Origin of the sequence: Mycobacterium intracellulare ATCC 13950, assembly GCF_000277125.1 — a bacterium.
GTDB lineage: Bacteria > Actinomycetota > Actinomycetes > Mycobacteriales > Mycobacteriaceae > Mycobacterium > Mycobacterium intracellulare.
Genome location: NC_016946.1, coordinates 3,481,238 through 3,499,995 on the forward strand (window position 1 = coordinate 3,481,238; position 18,758 = coordinate 3,499,995).

At 70.5% G+C, this 18,758-nt stretch carries 16 protein-coding genes; 3 read left to right on the top strand and 13 right to left on the bottom strand.

Annotation, left to right across the window (positions count from 1 at the left end):
- Complete coding sequence (gmk, locus tag OCU_RS40620; protein WP_085981088.1) at nt 1–672, bottom strand: guanylate kinase; 672 nt, start codon at nt 670–672, stop codon at nt 1–3.
- An 88-nt stretch (nt 673–760) separates the two neighbouring features.
- Nucleotides 761–1,075 (bottom strand): integration host factor, actinobacterial type, encoded by a 315-nt coding sequence (gene mihF / locus OCU_RS40625; protein WP_007171927.1) that lies wholly within the window; start codon nt 1,073–1,075, stop codon nt 761–763.
- Between the two features lie 634 nt (nt 1,076–1,709).
- Here mihF and OCU_RS40630 point away from each other — a divergent pair.
- Nucleotides 1,710–2,132, top strand: coding sequence for a TOBE domain-containing protein (locus tag OCU_RS40630; RefSeq protein ID WP_008258197.1), 423 nt, complete (start codon nt 1,710–1,712; stop codon nt 2,130–2,132).
- A 56-nt stretch (nt 2,133–2,188) separates the two neighbouring features.
- Here OCU_RS40630 and pyrF read toward each other — a convergent pair whose 3' ends face one another.
- From pyrF to pyrR, 7 genes are read right to left on the bottom strand one after another with little or no spacing between them, the layout of a single operon-like run.
- Nucleotides 2,189–3,013, bottom strand: coding sequence for an orotidine-5'-phosphate decarboxylase (gene pyrF, locus OCU_RS40635; protein WP_008258199.1), 825 nt, complete (start codon nt 3,011–3,013; stop codon nt 2,189–2,191).
- Nucleotides 3,010–6,375: a carbamoyl-phosphate synthase large subunit gene (gene carB, locus OCU_RS40640; RefSeq protein ID WP_009951745.1), complete on the bottom strand. Its 3,366-nt coding sequence runs from the start codon at nt 6,373–6,375 to the stop codon at nt 3,010–3,012. Before carB ends, pyrF begins: the two co-directional genes overlap by 4 nt.
- Nucleotides 6,375–7,511 carry a glutamine-hydrolyzing carbamoyl-phosphate synthase small subunit gene (gene carA, locus OCU_RS40645; protein WP_020415577.1) on the bottom strand — a complete coding sequence of 379 codons (1,137 nt, stop codon included), beginning with the start codon at nt 7,509–7,511 and terminating at the stop codon, nt 6,375–6,377. The genes carB and carA overlap by 1 nt, the downstream gene beginning before the upstream one ends.
- On the bottom strand, nt 7,508–8,023 hold the full coding sequence (locus OCU_RS40650; RefSeq protein WP_014380487.1) for a PH-like domain-containing protein: 516 nt from the start codon (nt 8,021–8,023) through the stop codon (nt 7,508–7,510). The genes carA and OCU_RS40650 overlap by 4 nt, the downstream gene beginning before the upstream one ends.
- Nucleotides 8,020–9,312 (bottom strand): dihydroorotase, encoded by a 1,293-nt coding sequence (locus OCU_RS40655; protein ID WP_009951742.1) that lies wholly within the window; start codon nt 9,310–9,312, stop codon nt 8,020–8,022. Before OCU_RS40655 ends, OCU_RS40650 begins: the two co-directional genes overlap by 4 nt.
- Nucleotides 9,309–10,268, bottom strand: coding sequence for an aspartate carbamoyltransferase catalytic subunit (locus OCU_RS40660; protein WP_009951741.1), 960 nt, complete (start codon nt 10,266–10,268; stop codon nt 9,309–9,311). The genes OCU_RS40655 and OCU_RS40660 overlap by 4 nt, the downstream gene beginning before the upstream one ends.
- A complete protein-coding gene (pyrR, locus tag OCU_RS40665; protein ID WP_009951738.1) occupies nt 10,265–10,837 on the bottom strand; it encodes a bifunctional pyr operon transcriptional regulator/uracil phosphoribosyltransferase PyrR in 573 nt (190 codons plus the stop codon). The genes OCU_RS40660 and pyrR overlap by 4 nt, the downstream gene beginning before the upstream one ends.
- Nucleotides 10,838–11,290: 453 nt before the next feature.
- On the opposite strand from pyrR, the gene OCU_RS40670 reads away from it, so the two are divergent.
- Both OCU_RS40670 and OCU_RS40675 read left to right on the top strand, forming a co-directional pair.
- Complete coding sequence (locus tag OCU_RS40670) at nt 11,291–12,505, top strand: serine hydrolase domain-containing protein (protein WP_014380489.1); 1,215 nt, start codon at nt 11,291–11,293, stop codon at nt 12,503–12,505.
- A 13-nt stretch (nt 12,506–12,518) separates the two neighbouring features.
- Nucleotides 12,519–13,058, top strand: a complete 540-nt coding sequence (locus OCU_RS40675; protein ID WP_009951758.1) for a GNAT family N-acetyltransferase — start codon at nt 12,519–12,521, stop codon at nt 13,056–13,058.
- Here OCU_RS40675 and OCU_RS40680 read toward each other — a convergent pair whose 3' ends face one another.
- The 4 genes from OCU_RS40680 to OCU_RS40695 are packed head-to-tail and all read right to left on the bottom strand — an operon-like array spanning nt 13,059 to nt 18,758.
- Complete coding sequence (locus OCU_RS40680; RefSeq protein ID WP_014380490.1) at nt 13,059–15,773, bottom strand: fumarate reductase/succinate dehydrogenase flavoprotein subunit; 2,715 nt, start codon at nt 15,771–15,773, stop codon at nt 13,059–13,061.
- The gene (locus OCU_RS40685; RefSeq protein ID WP_008258209.1) at nt 15,770–16,519 is read right to left on the bottom strand and encodes an ABC transporter ATP-binding protein; all 750 of its coding nucleotides are present in this window, start codon (nt 16,517–16,519) and stop codon (nt 15,770–15,772) included. The genes OCU_RS40680 and OCU_RS40685 overlap by 4 nt, the downstream gene beginning before the upstream one ends.
- The gene (locus OCU_RS40690) at nt 16,516–17,373 is read right to left on the bottom strand and encodes an ABC transporter permease (protein ID WP_026071322.1); all 858 of its coding nucleotides are present in this window, start codon (nt 17,371–17,373) and stop codon (nt 16,516–16,518) included. Before OCU_RS40690 ends, OCU_RS40685 begins: the two co-directional genes overlap by 4 nt.
- Nucleotides 17,370–18,758 carry an ABC transporter substrate-binding protein gene (locus OCU_RS40695; protein WP_014382839.1) on the bottom strand — a complete coding sequence of 463 codons (1,389 nt, stop codon included), beginning with the start codon at nt 18,756–18,758 and terminating at the stop codon, nt 17,370–17,372. Before OCU_RS40695 ends, OCU_RS40690 begins: the two co-directional genes overlap by 4 nt.

Consider the following 18,758-nt stretch of genomic DNA (forward strand, 5'->3'; position numbering starts at 1 on the left):
TCAATCTTGATTGGATGTGGTCTGGCTTTCGGTCTGGCCAGCCGGGTCGTGCCGGTCCGGGGCAGTTCCCACCAGCAAGGATACCAATTCGGCGCACGCAGACTCCAATCGACGGTTGACGACCACCCGGTCGAAGTCGTCACGGGCCGCCATTTCGATGCGGGCCGTCTCGAGGCGCCGCCGCATGACCTCCGGGGTCTCGGTGCCGCGGCCGACGAGCCTGGCCTCCAAGTCCTCCCAGCTGGGCGGCGCCAAAAACACCGTCAGGGCCTCGGGCATCGCCCTCTTCACGGCCTTGGCCCCGGCCAGGTCCACCTCGATCAAAACCGGGAATCCGCGGGCCGTGGCGTCGCGAACCGGCTCGGCCAGGGTGCCCGAGCGGTGCAGGCCCGCGTGAATTTCGGCCCACTCCAGCAGGGCGCCCTCGTCGATGAGCTGCTGGAAGCGGGCGGGGCTGACGAAGTGGTAGTCGACGCCGTCGACCTCGCCGGGCCGGGGCGCCCGCGTGGTGGCCGAGACGCTGAAATGCAGGTCCGGGACCCGCTCGCGCAGGCATCGGACCACGGTCGACTTGCCGACCGCGGAGGGACCGGACAGCACGACCACACGCCCCGCACGCGATGGTTCGGGACGTGCCCCGTGCTGGATGTCCGGTCCCCCGCCGCCGTTCATCGGCGCTCCCGGGCGGGTGCGCCCACGGCTCGGGTCGGTTTGCCCGCCTTCTCCTCAGGCCGTTCGGCCTGCATCGTCGGCGGCCGGGTTAGGAGCCGAACTTTTCCAGCAGGGCCTTGCGCTGACGGTCGCCGAGGCCGCGCAGGCGGCGGGTGGGGGCGATCTCCAGCTCAGTCATGATTTCCTGCGCCTTGACCTTGCCCACCTTGGGCAACGCCTCGAGAAGCGCCGAAACCTTCATCTTGCCCAGGACTTCGTCGGTCTCGGCGTCCTTGAGCACCTGGGTGAGGTTGGTGCCGCCACGCTTCAGCCGGTCCTTGAGCTCTGCTCGTGCACGACGTGCGGCAGCCGCCTTCTCCAACGCGGCCGCGCGCTGCTCGTCGGTCAACTGGGGAAGGGCCACGATTCCTCCGTATCTGATCAATCAATTTCAATCGATCTCATTTTGTCTCGCCGGTTCTTCTGCCAGCGGAGACGACCGTACTCAGGCCTCCTGACGAAATCTAACCCGCCCCCCTGCTTAACGGGGCAAACTCCCAGCATGCAACGGCGCGTGTCCCCCCAAAGCGGCCCGCCGCGCGACGTCGACGGCGCCCGCCGCGACGCCGTGCCGAGGGGCCCGGCGCGGCCCGTTTTGGGCCGTCGCTAAGCCATCTACCAGCGGCTTTATCCGAAGGGGCCGTCGTGGGGTGCGACGACGTGGCCGTCCGGAAACGCGCCGGCGCGCACCCGGGCGGGGCGGTGCGAGGGATCACGCATTCGTCGCGGCGTGTCGCGCGTGTCGCGTTCGGCCGGTCAAAGGGCAGGCCAGCGGCGCCGCCCCGCGACCGCGCGGGCGGCGGGGGGTCCCGCGGGGTCGTGTGTGCCGCCCGGGCCTCACGGCGGCGGGCGTGTCACTTCCGCGGATTCGCGTCGGCGGGGGACGTGTCACCGCAGGGACGGGATCGTGGCCTGAGAGCGTTCCGTACCCGCGGGAAGGCTGCGGCGCCGGCCGCGTATCAGCTAATCCGCGGTCGTGGATCGGATACCATCGGGGCGTGTCCAACCTGCGAATTCGCCAGGCGGCTGAGCTGCTCGGCGTCAGTGATGACACTGTGCGGCGCTGGATCAACCAGGGGGCGTTGGAGGTCAGTCACGACGCGGCCGGCCGCAAAGTGATCGCCAGCGAGGACCTCGCCCGCTTCTCCCGCAGCAACGCGCCCGCGCCGCCGGCCGACCCGCTCAGCATCGGCAGCTCGGCCCGCAACCGCTTCGTCGGGCTGGTCACCGCGGTGGTCAGCGACAAGGTGATGACCCAGGTGGAGATGCAGTGCGGCCCGTTCACCGTCGTCTCGCTGATGAGCACCGAGGCCGCCGAGGAGTTGCAGCTGCGTCCCGGCAGCGTGGCGGTGGCCGTCGTCAAGGCCACCACGGTCATCGTCGAAACGGCCCAGCCCAGCACGGCGCTGGCGTCGGACTAGCGGCGATCGCAAGCGCGGCGTAGCCGGGCGCAGCGGGTCGCCGCCATCGGACTAGCTCACACCGCCAGGTAGGCGACGGCGTCCAGCATCCGTTCGGCCGCCCCGCGCAGCTCCGCCACCCCCGGCCCGGCCCGCAGCACCTCGCGCGCGACCGCGGGCAGCAGCTGCCCCGGCTCGGCGCCGCCCAGCCCGGCGAGCGCCTCGGGCCGCCCGCCCTGCACCCCGAGGCCCGGCACCAGCACGGGTCCACCCAGGGCGCTGAGATCGGGCGCCTGCAGCACCGTCGCACCCACGACGACGCCGACGTATCCGGGCCCGGACGGGGTCGCGGACCGATTCACCACGGCCGCCTGGTCGACGACCAGCTGGGCCACCGTGCGGCCGTCGAAGGCGGCCCGCTGCACGGTCGCGCCCTCCGGGTTGGAGGTCGCGGCGAGCACGAACACCCCCCGGTCGTGCGCGGCAGCGGCTTCCAGCAGCGGCCGCAACGACCCGAACCCCAGGTACGGCGTGGCCGTCACCGCGTCGGCGGCCAGCGGCGAATCCCCCGCCCAGGCGGCGGCATAGGCGGCCATCGTCGTTCCGATGTCGCCGCGCTTGGCGTCGGCCAGCACCAGCACGCCGGCCGACCGCAGGGCCGCGATGGTGCGTTCCAGCACCGCGAATCCGGCCGCGCCGTACGCCTCGAAGAACGCCACCTGCGGCTTGACGACGGCGAAGCCGGAGAACGCCTCGATGCAGATGTCGCAGAACGCGGCCAGCCCGTCGGCGGTGGTGGGCAGCCCCCAGGCCCGCAGCAGCTCGGGGTGCGGGTCGATGCCCACACACAGCGGTCCGCGTTCGGCTTTCGCGTCGCTCAGCCGGACCCCGAAGCCGGTCACCGGGCCCCGTTTCCGGGCAGGCCGCCCTGGCCGATCTGGCTGTGCAGCTCCTGCAGGCTGCGCACCCCGATGTCGCCGCGGATGCCCGCTTCGATGCCCTGCACCGCGGCCGACGCGCCCTGCACCGTGGTGACGCAGGGGATGTTGACCGACACCGCGGCCGAACGGATTTCGTAGCCGTCGATGCGCGGACCGGAATTGCCGTAGGGGGTGTTGATCACCATGTCGACCTCACCGGCCTTGATCACGTCCACCGCCGACTGCGCGGGCCGCCCCGGCTGCGGGTCCTCGAAGTGCTTGCGCACTTCGTCGCACGGAATCCCGTTGCGGCGCAACATCTCCGCGGTGCCCTCGGTGGCGAGGACGCGGAATCCCAAGTCCGCCAGCCGCTTGACGGGAAACACCAGCGAGCGCTTGTCGCGGTTGGCGACCGACACGAAGATCGTGCCCCGCGCCGGCAGGGACCCGTAGGCGGCGGTCTGGCTCTTGGCGAACGCGCTGCCGAAGTCGCGGTCGATCCCCATCACCTCGCCGGTGGACTTCATCTCCGGGCCGAGCAGCGAATCGATGGCGGCGCCGTCGATGCGGCGGAAGCGGTGGAAGGGCAACACCGCCTCCTTGACGGCGATCGGGGCGTCCAGCGCCGCGTGTGCCCCGTCCCCGGACGCCGCCAGCAGCCCCTCCTCGCGAAGCTGGGAGATGCTGGCGCCCAACATGACCCGGGCGCACGCCTTGGCGAGCGGGATCGCGGTGGCCTTGGACACGAACGGCACCGTGCGGCTGGCCCGCGGGTTGGCCTCGAGGACATAGAGCACGTCGTCCTTGAGCGCGTATTGCACGTTCAGCAGCCCCACCACGCCGATGCCGTGCGCGATGGACTCGGTCGCGCGGCGCACCTTCTCGATGTCGCTGCGGCCCAGCGTGACCGGCGGCAGCGCGCAGGCCGAGTCGCCGGAGTGGATGCCGGCCTCCTCGATGTGCTCCATGATGCCGCCGATGTACACCTCGGTGCCGTCGCACAGCGCGTCGACGTCGATCTCCACGGCGTCTTCGAGGAAGCGGTCGACCAGCACCGGGTGTTCGGGCGAGAGCTCGGTCGCGCGGGTGATGTAGCCCCGCAGCGTCTCCTCGTCGTAGACGATCTCCATGCCGCGACCGCCCAGCACGTAGGACGGGCGCACCAGCACCGGGTATCCGATGTCTTCGGCGATCCGGCGGGCCTGGTCGAAAGTGGTTGCGGTGCCGTACTTCGGGGCCGGCAGGCCGGCCGCGGTGAGCACGTCGCCGAACGCGCCGCGGTCCTCGGCCAGGTCGATGGCTTCCGGCGGGGTGCCGACGATCGGCACGCCGGCGTCGGCGAGGCGTTGCGCCAGCCCCAGCGGGGTTTGACCGCCGAGTTGCACGATCACCCCGACCACCCCCGGCCCGTCCCCGGCCGATTGTTGCTCGGCGCGGAACACCTCCAGGACGTCCTCGAAGGTGAGCGGTTCGAAGTACAGCCGGTCGGCGGTGTCGTAGTCGGTCGACACGGTCTCGGGGTTGCAGTTGACCATCACGGTCTCGAAACCGGCCTGGCTCAACGTCGTTGCCGCGTGCACGCAACTGTAGTCGAATTCGATGCCCTGCCCGATCCGGTTGGGGCCCGAACCCAGGATCAGCACCTTGGGTTTCTGGGTCTGCGGGGCCACCTCGGTCTCGGCGGCGGGGTCGAGCTCGTAGCTGCTGTAGTGATACGGCGTCTTGGCCTCGAACTCGGCCGCGCAGGTGTCGACGGTCTTGTACACGGGGTGCACGCCGAGGCGCTCGCGTAGCGAGCGCACCCCGTTCTCGCCGGCCAATTCCGGTCGCAGCGCGGCGATCTGGCGGTCCGAAAGCCCGTTGTGCTTGCCGCGCCGCAGCAGGTCGGCGTCGAGGACCGGGGCGGCGATCAGTTCGGCGCGCAGCGTGATCAGCTCGCCGATCTGCGCGACGAACCACGGGTCGACGCCGCTGGCCTCGGCGACGCGTTCCACCGAAGCGCCCAGGCGCAGCGCGAGTTCGATGTCGTAGAGGCGACCCTCGGTCGGGGTACGCAGCCGGGTCAGCACCTCCTCGACGTCGCCGTCGGGGTCCGGCTTGGTCCAAAAGCCCGTGCGGCTGGTCTCCAGCGAGCGCATCACCTTGCCCAGCGCCTCAATGAAGTTGCGGCCCAACGACATTGCCTCGCCGACGGATTTCATCGTGGTGGTCAGGGTGGGGTCGGCGCCCGGGAACTTCTCGAAGGCGAACCGCGGGGCCTTGACCACCACGTAGTCCAGGGTGGGCTCGAAGCAGGCCGGGGTCTCCTTGGTGATGTCGTTGACGATCTCGTCGAGGGTGTAGCCGATGGCCAGCTTGGCGGCGATCTTGGCGATCGGGAAGCCGGTGGCCTTGGACGCCAAGGCGCTTGACCGCGACACCCGGGGGTTCATCTCGATGACGATCAGCCGGCCGTCGGCCGGGTTGATCGCGAACTGGATGTTGCAGCCCCCGGTGTCCACGCCCACCTCGCGCAGGATCGCGATGCCCAGGTCCCGCATCCGCTGGTATTCGCGGTCGGTCAGCGTCATGGCCGGCGCGACGGTGACCGAATCACCGGTGTGCACGCCCATCGGGTCGAAGTTCTCGATCGAGCACACCACGACGACGTTGTCGTTGCCGTCGCGCATCAACTCGAGCTCGAATTCCTTCCAGCCGTAGATCGATTCCTCGATGAGCACGTTGGCGCTGGGGCTTTCGGCCAGCCCGGCGCCGGCCATCCGGTCGACCTCCTCGACGGATCGCGCCATCCCCGAACCCAAGCCGCCCATGGTGAAGCTGGGCCGCACCACCACCGGCAGGCCCAGCTCCTCGACCGTCTCGCGGACCTCTTCCATGGTGAAACACACTCGGCTGCGGGCGGATTCACCGCCCACCTTGGCGACGATGTCCTTGAACATTTGCCGGTCCTCGCCGCGCTGGATGGCGTCGAAGTCGGCCCCGATGAGCTCGACGCCGTGGCGCTCCAGCGCGCCGTTCTCGTAGAGCGCGACCGCGGTGTTGAGCGCGGTCTGCCCGCCCAGGGTGGCCAGCAGGGCGTCGATCTTGTTGCCGCGCTCGGCCTGCTGGGCGATCACCTTCTCGACGAATGCGGCGGTGATCGGCTCGACGTAGGTGTGGTCGGCGTACTCCGGGTCGGTCATGATGGTCGCCGGGTTGGAGTTGACCAGGCTGACCTCCAGGCCCTCGGCCCGCAGCACCCGGCAGGCCTGGGTGCCCGAGTAGTCGAACTCGCAGGCCTGACCGATGACGATCGGCCCGGAGCCGATCACCAGGACGTGACGCAAATCGGCGCGACGCGGCACTACCGCCCCTTTCCGCGGTTTGGGGCCGCCATCAATTCGATGAATTGGTCGAACAGGTAATTCGCGTCGTGCGGCCCGGCGGCGGCCTCGGGATGGTATTGAACCGAAAAGGCCCGCCCGTCGGCGAGTTTGACGCCCTCGACCACTCCGTCGTTGGCGCATGTGTGGCTGACGATCGCCTGGCCGAACGGCGTGTCGAAGGACTGGCCGGCCTCCCCCTCGAGCGCGAAGCCGTGGTTCTGCGCGGTCACCGCCACCCGCCCGGTGGCGTGGTCGATGACCGGGATGTTGATGCCGCGGTGACCGAACACCATCTTGTAGGTGGACAGGCCCAGCGCGCGGCCCAGGATCTGGTTGCCGAAACAGATGCCGAACAGCGGGATTCCGGCGCCCAGCACCTCGCGGGTCACCGCGACGATGTGGTCGGCGGTGGCGGGGTCGCCCGGGCCGTTGGACAGGAACATGCCGTCCGGTTTGATGTCGGCGATCTGCCGGTAGGTCGCCGAGGACGCCAGCACGTGGGTGCGGATGCCGCGGCGGGCGAAGTTGCGCGGCGTGTTGGTCTTGATGCCCAGGTCTAGCGCGGCCACCGTAAACCGGGGCTCCCCTTCGGGTTCCACGATGTAGGTGTCCGGCGTGCTGACCTCGCCGGCCAGGTCGGCGCCCAGCATGGACTGCTGGCCCCGCACCCGCTGCAACAGCTCGTCGGGGTCGGCGAGCGCGTCCCCGGAGAACACGCCCGCCTTCATCGAGCCGCGGGTGCGCAGGTGCCGCACCACCGCCCGGGTGTCGATGCCGGCGATCCCGACGACGTGCTGGCGGATCAGTTCGTCCTCCAGGGTGCCGGTGGCCCGCCAGTTGGACGGACGCGGCGAGGGATCGCGCACCGCGTAGCCGGCGACCCAGATCTTGTCACCGCGGCTCTCGGCGTCCTCGTCGTTCCAGCCGGTGTTGCCGATCTGCGGCGCGGTGGCCACCACGATCTGGCGGTGGTAACTGGGATCGGTCAGCGTCTCCTGGTAACCGGACATGCCGGTGGAAAACACGGCCTCGCCCAGTGTTTGGCCGATCTTGCCGAACGGGGTGCCGGTGAAGACGCGGCCGTCTTCGAGTACCAATAGGGCCTTACTGCTCACGCGACCTCATTCTCCTGGCCATCCCGTTCCTCCAGCCACGGGTCGTAGTCGTGGCGGTGATCCGCCCGGAAACCGGTGTCGATCTCGACGCCCGACGGCAGCCGCCAGCGGATCGCCAGAATGCCGATCCGGGCCGGCCTGACCGCCATTCCGCGCTCCATGCGGATGGCCGTGATCGAGTCCTGTGGAATCCAAATCGGGTGGGCCCGCAGGCGTTCCACCATGATGCCCCCGGCGTAGCGGGTCAGCACCGCTTTGCTGCGGTAACCGAGATCGCCCGCCGCGATCCGCTCGTTCCAGCCCGGCGCCATCATGGACCCGCAATAGTGGCCGCGGGTGGTGATGCTCGCCGCACCGACCTGGTCCGGGATCTGCGGCAGGTCGCCGATCAGCTCCGCCTGCCGCTGCGCGCGGCGCTGCCAGCTGCGCATCATCAGCTGGATCACCACCGTGATCACCACCACCAGCACGGCCGCGAAGATCAGCGACCCCACCAGCGTGCCCGAATTCATGCCGGGCACTTCCCGTCTCGGCAGGTGACCTTGCCGCGCAGCAGGGTCGCGGTCACGGTGGCGGGCAGGGTCATCGCTTCGTAGGGCGTGTTGGCCGACCGGCTGGCCAGGTCGGGCCCGGCGACGGTCCAGGAGGCGTCGGGGTCCACCACGGTCAGGTTGGCCGGCTCCCCCACTTCCAGCGGCCGGCCGTGATCGGGCAGGCCCACGATGCGCGCGGGGCTCTCGCTCATCACCCGGGCGAGGCCACGCCAGGTCAGCAGCCCCGGGATGACCATCGTCTGCACGACGATCGACAGCGCCGTCTGCAGTCCCAGCATGCCGGGCCGCGCCGCGGAGAACTCCACGCACTTCTCGTGCTCGGCGTGCGGGGCGTGATCGGTGGCCACGCAGTCGATGACGCCGTCGGCCAGCGCCTGGCGCAGCGCCACCGCGTCGGCGGCCTCGCGCAGCGGCGGGTTGACGCGGTTACGCCCGTCGTAGCTGGACAGCCGGCTGTCGTCGAGCATCAGGTGGTGCGGGGTGACCTCGGCGGTGATCGAAATCCCTTGACCCTTGGCCCATTTCACGATCTCGACGGTGCCCGCGGTGGAGGCGTGGCAGATGTGCACCCGGGCGCCGGCGTCGCGCGCCAGCAGCGCGTCGCGGGCGACGATGGATTCCTCGGCGGCCCGTGGCCATCCGGACAGGCCCAGCCGGGCGGCGGTGGGTCCCTCGTGGGCGACGGCGCCGACGGTCAGCCGGGGCTCCTCGGCGTGCTGGGCGACGAGCACGCCCAGCCCGGTGGCGTACTCGAGGGCGCGGCGCATCACCAGCGGATCGTGCACGCAGATGCCGTCGTCGGAGAACATCCGCACCTGCGCGGCCCCGGCGGCCATCATGCCCATCTCGGTGAGCTCCTTGCCGGCCAGCCCGACGGTGACGGCGCCCACCGGGTGCACGTCCACCAGGCCGACCTCCTGGCCCCGATGCCAGACGTGGTCGGTGACCACCGGGCTGTCGGCGACCGGGTTGGTGTTGGCCATCGCGAACACCGCGGTGTAGCCGCCCAAAGCCGCGGCGGCCGAACCGGTTTCGATGTCTTCGGCGTATTCGCGGCCCGGTTCGCGCAGGTGGGTGTGCAGGTCGACGAACCCCGGCAGCAGCACCTGGCCCGTCGCGTCGATGACGTCGGCGCTGTCGGGGATCTTCAGGCCCGGGCCGATCTCGGCGATCTGACCGTCCTCGGCCAGGACGTCGACGCGGTCGCCTTCGCCGTACAGCCGAACCCCGCGCAGCAACACGCTCATGCGGCCCCCTCGCTTCCGGCCGACTCGGCACCCACCAGCACGTGGAACAGCACCGCCATCCGCACGTGCACACCATTGGAAACCTGTTGCAGCACGGCCGATTGCGACGAATCGGCCACCGATGACGCGATCTCCATGCCGCGCAGCATCGGCCCGGGGTGCAGCACCACGGCGTGCGCGGGCAGCATCGCCTGGCGGCGATCGGAAAGCCCGTACAGGGACGAGTATTCGCGCACCGACGGGAAGAAGCCGCCGTTCATCCGCTCGGCCTGCACGCGCAGCATCAGCACCGCGTCGGCGGCGGGCAGCTCGGCGTCGAAGTCGTTCGACACCGTCACCGGCCAGCCGTCGACGCCGACCGGCAGCAGCGTCGGCGGTGCCACCAGCACCACTTCGGCGCCCAGGGTGTGCAGCAGCATGACGTTGGAGCGGGCGACCCGGCTGTGCAGGACGTCGCCGACGATCACGACCCGCCGGCCCTCGATGCCGCCGAGCCGCTGGCGGATGGTGAGCGCGTCCAGCAGCGCCTGCGTCGGGTGCTCATGGGTGCCGTCGCCGGCGTTGATCACCGAGGGGCCGGAATCGCCGCCGGCGCATGTCCATTCGGCAAGCAGGTGCGCGGCCCCCGACGCCGGGTGCCGGATGATCAGCGCATCGGCCCCGGCGGCCCGCAGCGTCAGCGCGGTGTCACGCAGCGACTCGCCCTTGCCCACCGACGATCCGGCGGCGCTGACGTTGATCACGTCGGCGCTCATCCACTTGCCGGCCACCTCGAAGGACACCCGGGTGCGGGTCGAGTTCTCGTAGAACATCGTCACGATGGTGCGGCCGCGCAGCGTCGGCAGTTTCTTGATCTCGCGGCCGACCAGCGCCTGGGCGAAGCGGTCGGCGTCGTCGAGGATGGCGGTGGCGTCGTCGAGGCTCAGGTCCCCGGCGGCAAGCAGGTGTCGGGTCATCGCGAGATCACCACGCCGTCGTCACCGTCGCTCTCCCGCAACAACACGTGCACGCTCTCGGTGCGTGAGGTGGGGACGTTCTTGCCCACATAGTCGGCGCGCAGCGGCAGTTCGCGGTGGCCCCGGTCGACCAGCACCGCCAGCTGCACCACCCGGGGGCGGCCGACGTCGCGCAGCGCGTCCAGGGCGGAGCGCACCGAGCGGCCGGAGTAGAGCACGTCGTCGACCAGGATCACCAAGGCGTCGTCGATCCCGCCGGCCGGGATCGAGGTGGCTTCCAGCGGCCGGGGTGGTTTTTGCATCAGGTCGTCGCGGTACAGGGTGATGTCCAGCGCGCCGTGGCCGACCTCGACGCCGCTGTATTCGCCGATGTTGCCGGCCAGGCGTTCGGCCAGGATCACGCCGCGAGTGGGGATGCCCAGCAGCACGACCCGCGGAGCGTCGGGGCCGTCGAGGGCCGTCTTTTCGATGATCTGGTGTGCGATACGGGAAATGGTGCGGCCCACGTCGGCCGCCGACATCAATTCCCGGGAATCACTGCCTGAGCGCGTGTCGCCCGCAGCACCCATACGAAACTTGACCTCCTTCTCCGCCTCACCGGACGGATCGTTAAAGGATGTCGACTGCACGGCAGCGTAGCACTTATTTCGGGGGCGGCGGCGCCGGCCGCGTGTGGCGCGCATCGCTCCCCGGTCGCGCTCGTCACACGCGTCCCACGAGTCTCTCCGGGGAGGCACACGATGTGTGCCCACCTCCCAGCGACAAGTTGCCGGGCGGCACCCGCCACGGGCGGCACCGCTACGGGCGGCACCCGCCACGGCCCGCCGTCCCGGCCCGTTGTCGCTCGGAGGCGGGCAAAACACCCATCGCTTCGCCAGTGACGCGTGGGAGGAGGATCGGACGGTCCGTCGGCGCGCGTTGCGCCGCGTTCGCGCGCGTTGCGCCGCGTTCGCGCGCGTTGCGCCGCGTCCGCGCGCGGCGGCGCCGGTCGCGCGGCGGCGCCGGCCCGCTAACCTGACCGGGTGAATCGCTCGACCCTTGACGGCAACGCGGCCTCCGTCCGCGAGGTGTGCGACGCCGGCCTGCTCGCCGGCGCGGTGACGGTGGTATGGCAGCGCGGAGAACTACTGCAGGTCAACGAGATCGGCTACCGCGACGTGGACGCGGGCCTGCCGATGCAGCGGGACACACTGTTTCGCATCGCGTCGATGACCAAGCCGGTGACGGTCGCGACGATCATGAGCCTGGTCGACGAGGGCAAGCTGACGCTCAAGGATCCGGTTGTGCGCTGGGCGCCGGAGCTGGCCGGCGTGCGGGTGCTCGACGATCCGCATGGCCCGTTGGACCGCACCCACCAGGTGAACCGCGCCATCCTCATCGAGGACCTACTCACCCATACCAGCGGCCTGGCATACGGATTCTCGGTGTCCGGCCCGATCGCCAAGGCCTACATGCGGCTGCCGTTCAACCAGGGCCCGGACGCGTGGCTGGCCGAACTGGCCAAGCTGCCGCTGGTGCACCAACCCGGCGAGCGGGTCACCTACAGCCACTCCATCGACCTGCTGGGCGTCATCGCTTCCCGCATCGACGGCAAGCCGTTCCATCAGGTTCTCGACGAACGGATCCTGGGGCCGGCGGGCATGACCGACACCGGGTTCTTCGTCACCGCCGAGGCGCGGCGGCGCGCGGCGACCATGTACCGGCTCACCAACGAGCACCAGCTGCAGCACGGGGTGATGGGCCCGCCGCACCTCACGCCGCCGTCGTTCTGCAATGCCGGCGGCGGGTTGTGGTCGAGCGCCGACGATTACCTGCGCTTCGTGCGAATGCTGCTCGGCGGCGGAACGATCGACGGGGTGCGGGTGCTCTCGGAGGAGTCCGTGCGGCTGATGCGCACCGACCGGCTGACCGACGAGCAGAAGCGGCACAACTTCCTCGGCGCGCCGTATTGGGTCGGCCGCGGCTTCGGGCTGAACCTGTCGGTGGTGACCGATCCGGCAAAAAGCACACCGCTGTTCGGACCCGGCGGCGTCGGCACGTTCAGCTGGCCCGGCGCCTACGGAACCTGGTGGCAGGCCGATCCCACCGCGGATCTGGTCCTGATCTACCTCATCCAGAATCTGCCGGACCTGACCGTCGACGCGGCCACGGCTGTCGCGGGCAACACGTCGCTGGCCAAACTCCGCACGGCCCAACCGAGATTCGTCCGCAACACCTACCGCGCGCTCGGCCTCTAAAGGGCGCATCGCCATGCCCGATTACCCACCCGACCGCATCAACGGGCCGCGGCTGACCCTGCGCCTGCCCACGCTCGACGACGCCGGACCGCTGTACCAGCGGGTCGCGCGCGATCCGCAGGTCACCAAGTATCTGCTGTGGGCACCGCATCCCGACGTCGCGGCGACGCGGCGGGTGATCACCGAAAAGCTCAACGCGGCCGCCGACGAGAAGACCTGGGTGATCGAACTGCGGCACCGCGGCGAGGTCGTCGGGCTGGCCAGCTGCCGACGCACGGCGGCGCACTCGGTCGAGATCGGCTACTGCCTGGGCCGGCGGTGGTGGGGCAAGGGCCTGATGTCGGAGGTGCTCGGCATGCTGCTCACCGCGCTCGACGCCGATCGCGACGTGTATCGGGTCTGGGCCACCTGCAGCGTCGACAACGAACGCTCGGCGCGCCTGCTCGAGCACGCCGGCTTCTACCTGGAGGGCCGGCTGGCCCGGCACGCCGTCTACCCCACGATGGGACCCGAGCCGCAGGACAGCCTCCTCTACGCCAAGATCCTGCGCTGACTAGCCGTTCTGCAGCGAGCCGTCGTGCTCGAGCGCCCGGCGGGCGTAGGCCCGCACGTCGGCGTCGCTGTCCTTGAGCGCGATCCCGAGCGCGTCGCGGGCGTCGGGTTCGGCCGCCCAGCGCGTCAGGCTGAGGACAGCCGCCTTGCGCACGTCCAGGTGCGCGTCGCTAAGCGCTTCGGACAGCTGGGGAACCGCGAAATCCGCGGCCGCGCCGGCCAGCGCGCGCGCCGCGCCTTCGCGCACCTGCCACGCCGGGGCCCGTAGCGCCTGCTTGACGGCGGCGTAATCGTCTTGGCCGCAACCAATCTCACCCAGCGCGGCGAGGCCGGCGGCACGGACCAACGGGTCGGTGTCGGCGACCAGCCCGCGCACCGCCCGGCTAGCTGGGGCTGCCAGCGCCGCTAGCGTCGCCAGACCGGCGGCCGCGGCGATCCGGACCTCCCGGTTCTCGTCGCCGGCGGCGTCGACGACGCCCTGCACGTCGTCGACGGACACCAGCGCGCGCACCGCCTCGATGCGGACCCGATGATTGGCATCGGCGAGGGCGCGGCGGTAGTGGGCGCCGTCACCGGCGCGGCGTGCCGCCAGCACGTACAGCGCCGCCGCCCGCACCACGCGGTCGGCCGAATCCAGGTATTCCCGGGCCTTTTCGGGCTCGGGCAGCACCTCGACCAGTTCGCGGATCCCGTCGGCGCCGGTGCGGCGCACGGCCGCGTCGTCGTCGCCCAGCGCCGCCAACAGCGCGGGGGCGTACCCGTCGGGGATGTGCTCGGTCAGCGTGGCCACCGCGGTGCGGCGCACGCCGGGATCGGAGTCGGCCAGGTAGCGCGCCAGGTCGGCGACCGTCGGCTCCTCGAGCGCCAGCACCTCGGCGATGCGGGGCGAGGGCGGCTCGAAAGCCGTTGTCGCCGGGGCGATTCGGGACACCGCCGTAGCGGGCGCCTGGCCGCCGATCAGCGGCGGCTCCTCCACCGGGTACACGGTCCGGTCGGTGGGCGGCAGGCCGTCCAGCTCCGGGACCGGCACGAAGTACGGCGCCACCGGCCGCTTGAGGAACACCATATCGCCGCCGGCGTCCTTGCGAAGGTTGAGGTGGTAGCCCCACTGGGCGTCGTCGCGGCCGGGCAGATCGGCGCGGTCGTGATAGAGGCCCCACCGCGATTCGGTGCGGGTGTGCGAGGAGCGGGCGGCCATCTCGGCGCAGTCCCGGATGAACGACACCTCCACCGCGCGCATCAGCTCGTGCGGGTTGCGGGCGCCAATCTCGGCGATCTCCTCGCTCATCCGCTCGAAGGTGCGGATCGCGAGCGACAGTTTGGCCGCCGTCTTGGGCGGGGCGACATAGTCGTTGACGAAGCGGCGCAGCTTGTATTCGACCTGCGGCTGCGGCGGCCCGTCGGGGTGGCGCAGCGGCCGGTAGATCAGCTCGTGCGCCTCGCGCACCTGGTCCTGCGGAAGCCGTTGCGGCGCGGCGACATCGGACAGGGTGGACGCGGCGTGCGTGCCGGCGAGGTCGCCGAACACGAACGCCCCGATCATGTAGTTGTGCGGGACGCAGGCCATGTCCCCGGCGGCGTACAGGCCGGGCACCGTGGTGCGGGCCTGCTCGTCGACCCACACGCCGGACGCGGAATGCCCACTGCACAAACCGATCTCGGAGATATGCATCTCGATGTCGTGGGTGCGGTAGTCGTGGCCCCGGTTGGCGTGGAATGTGCCCCGGGTGGGCCGTTCGGTGGTGTGCAGGATGTTTTCCAGCGCCGTCAGCGTCTCGTCGGACAGATGCGTCACCTTGAGATAGATGGGCCCGCGCGCGGAGTCGATCTCGCTTTTGACCTCGGCCATCATCTGCCCCGACCAGTAGTCGGAGTCCACGAACCGCTCGCCGTGCGCGTTGACCTGGTATCCGCCAAAGGGATTGGCCACGTACGCGCACGCCGGCCCGTTGTAGTCCTTGATCAGCGGGTTGACCTGGAAGCATTCGATGCCCGACAGCTCGGCGCCCGCGTGGTAGGCCATCGAGTAGCCGTCGCCAGCGTTGGTCGGGTTCTCGTACGTGCCGTACAGGTAGCCCGAGGCGGGCAGCCCGAGCCGGCCGCACGCCCCGGTCGCCAGGATGACCGCCTTGGCGCCGACGGTGACGAACTCGCCGCTGCGCGTGTTCAGCGCCGCGGCGCCCACCGCGCGGCCGCCATCCACCAGCACCCGCACCGGCATCAGCCGGTTCTCGATCCGGATCTTCTCGCGCATCGACCGTTGCCGCAGCACCCGGTACAGCGCCTTTTTCACGTCCTTGCCCTCGGGCATCGGCAGCACGTACGAGCCCGAGCGGTGCACCCGGCGCACGGCGTATTCACCGTGCTCGTTCTTCTCGAACTTCACCCCATAGCGCTCGAGACGCTGCACCATCGCGAAACCGCGGGTGGCGGTCTGATAGATGGTGCGCTGGTTGACGATTCCGTCGTTGGCGCGGGTGATCTCGGCGACGTAGTCCTCGGGTTCGGCCTTGCCGGGGATCACCGCGTTGTTGACGCCGTCCATGCCCATCGCCAGGGCGCCCGAGTGCCGCACGTGGGCCTTCTCCAGCAACAGCACCTGCGCGCCGTTCTCGGCGGCGGACAGTGCCGCCATGGTGCCGGCGGTGCCGCCGCCGATGACCAGGACGTCACAGTCGAGCCGGACCGGAGCCGCCGGGTCGGGAATCTGCATCATGGAACCTCCGCGTGGTTCAGCGCGGCGATGATCTGCGCGCGCAACTCCTGCTGTGGCCGGTCGCTGCGCGGCTCCGGCACCTCGATCGAGGCACGCACCGGCTCACCGGCGCGGCCCAGCACCACGATGCGGTCGCCGAGCGCCAGCGCCTCGTCGACGTCGTGGGTGACGAACACGATCGTGGTCGGGTGGGTGCGCCAGGTGTCGATCAGCAGCCGCTGCATGGCGGCGCGCGTCTGGGTGTCCAGCGCGCCGAACGGCTCGTCCATCATCACCGCCCGGGGCGCCCCGGCCAGGCCCCGCGCGAGCTGGACGCGCTGGCGCATCCCGCCGGACAGGCTCTTGGGCAAATAGTTGCCGAATCCGGTGAGCCCGAGTTCGTCGATCCAGCGTTCGGCGGCGGCGCGCCGGCCGGCCCGGGGTGCGCCGCGCAGGCGCAGCGCCAATTCGATGTTGGACCGCACGGTGCGCCAGGGCAGTAATGCGTTGTCCTGGAACACCATTCCCCGGTCGCCCGAGGTGGTTTCGACGGGGTCGCCGTCGGCCAGCACGCGGCCGCCGTCGGGTAAGAGCAGGCCGGCCAGGGCGCGCAGCACGGTCGACTTGCCGCAGCCCGACGGCCCGGTCAGCACCAGGATCTCGCCCGGCCGCACCACCAGGCTCAGGTCGTCGATCACCGCAGGACCGTTGTAGGACAAGCGAACCCGGTCCAGCTCGAGGCCCATCCCGGTCTTGGTCGCGGTCATCGTGCGCCCTCCTGGGCGCGCGGCAGCCAGCGGGTCACGCGGCGGCCCACCAACTCGACGGCCGCCGACGTCACGAATCCCAGCACCCCGATGGTGATGATGCCGACGAACACCCGCGGGTAGGCCAGCACGGTGTAGTCCTGCCAGGTGCGGTAGCCGACGCCCAGGCGCCCGGAGATCATCTCGGCGGAGATCACGCAGATCCAGGCCACGCCCATGCCGACGGACAACCCGCCGAACACACCCGGCAGGATGCCGGGCAGCACCACCTGGGTGAGCACCTGCCAGCGGCCGCCGCCGAGCGTGCGCACCGAGTCCTCCCACAGGGTGGGCAGCGCGCGCACCGCGTGCCGGGTGGAGACCATGATCGGGAAATAGGCCGCCAGGAACGTGATGAACACGATGCCGGCCTCGTCGGTCGGGAACAGCAGGATGGCCACCGGCACCATGGCGATCGCCGGGATGGGCCGGGCCAGCTCCACCAGCGGCCCGAACACGTCGGCGAACAACCGCGAGCGGCCCAGCAGCACACCGGTCGCGACGCCGACGACGGCGGCCAGCCCGAACCCGGTCAGGATACGGATCAGCGACTGCGCCAGGTCGAGCCAGTACTCGCCGGTGCCGAGCCGGCGGTGCAGCGCGTTGACGATCTCGGTGACGGTGGGCAGCGTGTCGAACCGCAGCAACAGCCGCACCTTGTCCGCGGTGAGCAACTGCCACACCCCGATCGCGGCGGCCACCGACGCCAGCCGCAGCAGCCGAGACTGCCACCGCGCCGCGATCCGCCGGGGCCGCGCCACCGCGGGCGTCGAGACAACGCCGAGGACTTGATCGGCCACCACTTGGGCAGTCATACCGAACCTCCCAGTGCCTCTTGGTAATCCATGGCGACACCGCGCGGGTGACCGGCGAGGTACCGGTTCGCCCCGGCCGGGGTGCCGAACGGCAGGTAGTTCTGCCCGTCTTTGACCCAGAACGCTTTGTCGGCGAACCAGCGGGTGCCGAGCTCGGCGTCGGGAACGTAGGCGGCGCGGACCTTGGCTCCGCGGCTGACCGCGTCCCGCACGGCCTGCAGCAGCGCGGTCGGGGTCGCGACCGTCTGCGTGGCGTCGGCCCCGTCCAGCCACAGCTCGCTGGCCAGCGCGGGGTCGCCGCGCAGCGCCGACGGGTTGGCGGTGCGGGCCCGCGACGCCGCATAGTCGAGGCCGCGGGCGGTGAACACCGCGCGCAGCGGTTCGTCCACGACGAACTTCGCCACATCGAGATCGGCGAAGTCACCGATCGACTTCAGGTACGGCACATCGCTTTTCAGCGCCTCGACCAGCGACGGCTTCAGCGTGGTGTCGAACGACGTGCCCCCGGGACCGTTGTAGAGGTAGACGACCTCCTGGGGCAGCCCGCTTTCCTTGGCCACGATGCGGGCGGCCTGCAGCGGCTTGTCGTTGAGGAAATCGGTGGCGTCCAACTGCGCCTGCAGGAAGGCGCCCAGCACCTCCGGGTGCGCCGACGCGTAGGAGCGGCGCACCACCACACCGTGCAGGGTGGGCAGGTTCAGCTCGGCCCCGTCGTAGAGCAGCTTGGCCTTGCCCTGATAGACCAGCAGGCCCGGCCAGGCGACGAATTGCGAAAGCGCCTGTACCTGACCGGATTCCAGCGCCGATGCCCCGACCTGCGGTTGCTGGTTGAGCACCTCGACGCCGGTGACGCCGGCCCTGCCCAGCGCGCGCACCAGGGTGCCGTGGCCGGCCGACCCGACACTGGCGGAGACCTTGGTGCCGGCGAGGTCGGCCAGGCCCTTGGCGCGCGAATCCGGGGTCACCACCACCATGTTGAGGGCGCCCTTGGGGTTGTAGCCGGTGATGGAGACGATCTCGGTGCGGGCCAGCGGGTTGGCCTGCGTCTTGGAGCCGTTGATCAGCATCGGATAGTCGCCCATCGAGCCGATGTCGATCTTCTCGGCGAGCATCTGCGCGGTGATCGGGGCGCCGGTGTCGTAATCCTGCCACCGCACCGCGTATTTGGTGCCGGTGCGGGTGGTGATGTCGGCAAGGCGGTGTTCGAGGTAGCCCTGTGCGCGCAGCAGCGTGCCCGCGGTGACGGTGTTGATGGTCTTGGACTGGTATCCCACCACCACGTTGACCACGCCGGATGACTGCGACAGGGATTCCAGCGAGCACCCGGAGGTGAACGCGGCGATCGCGATCATCACCGACGCCGGCCAGACGGCGTGTCGTCTCAT

Coding starts and splice junctions, on each gene's coding strand:
- gmk (WP_085981088.1), bottom strand. CDS start 672: ATGAACGGCGGCGGGGGACCGGACATCCAGCACGGGGCACGTCCCGAA.
- pyrR (WP_009951738.1), bottom strand. CDS start 10,837: ATGGGTGCTGCGGGCGACACGCGCTCAGGCAGTGATTCCCGGGAATTG.
- OCU_RS40685 (WP_008258209.1), bottom strand. CDS start 16,519: ATGACCGCGACCAAGACCGGGATGGGCCTCGAGCTGGACCGGGTTCGC.
- OCU_RS40695 (WP_014382839.1), bottom strand. CDS start 18,758: ATGAGACGACACGCCGTCTGGCCGGCGTCGGTGATGATCGCGATCGCC.
- OCU_RS40680 (WP_014380490.1), bottom strand. CDS start 15,773: ATGATGCAGATTCCCGACCCGGCGGCTCCGGTCCGGCTCGACTGTGAC.
- OCU_RS40675 (WP_009951758.1), top strand. CDS start 12,519: ATGCCCGATTACCCACCCGACCGCATCAACGGGCCGCGGCTGACCCTG.
- OCU_RS40650 (WP_014380487.1), bottom strand. CDS start 8,023: ATGAATTCGGGCACGCTGGTGGGGTCGCTGATCTTCGCGGCCGTGCTG.
- OCU_RS40655 (WP_009951742.1), bottom strand. CDS start 9,312: ATGAGCGTGTTGCTGCGCGGGGTTCGGCTGTACGGCGAAGGCGACCGC.
- OCU_RS40690 (WP_026071322.1), bottom strand. CDS start 17,373: ATGACTGCCCAAGTGGTGGCCGATCAAGTCCTCGGCGTTGTCTCGACG.
- OCU_RS40660 (WP_009951741.1), bottom strand. CDS start 10,268: ATGACCCGACACCTGCTTGCCGCCGGGGACCTGAGCCTCGACGACGCC.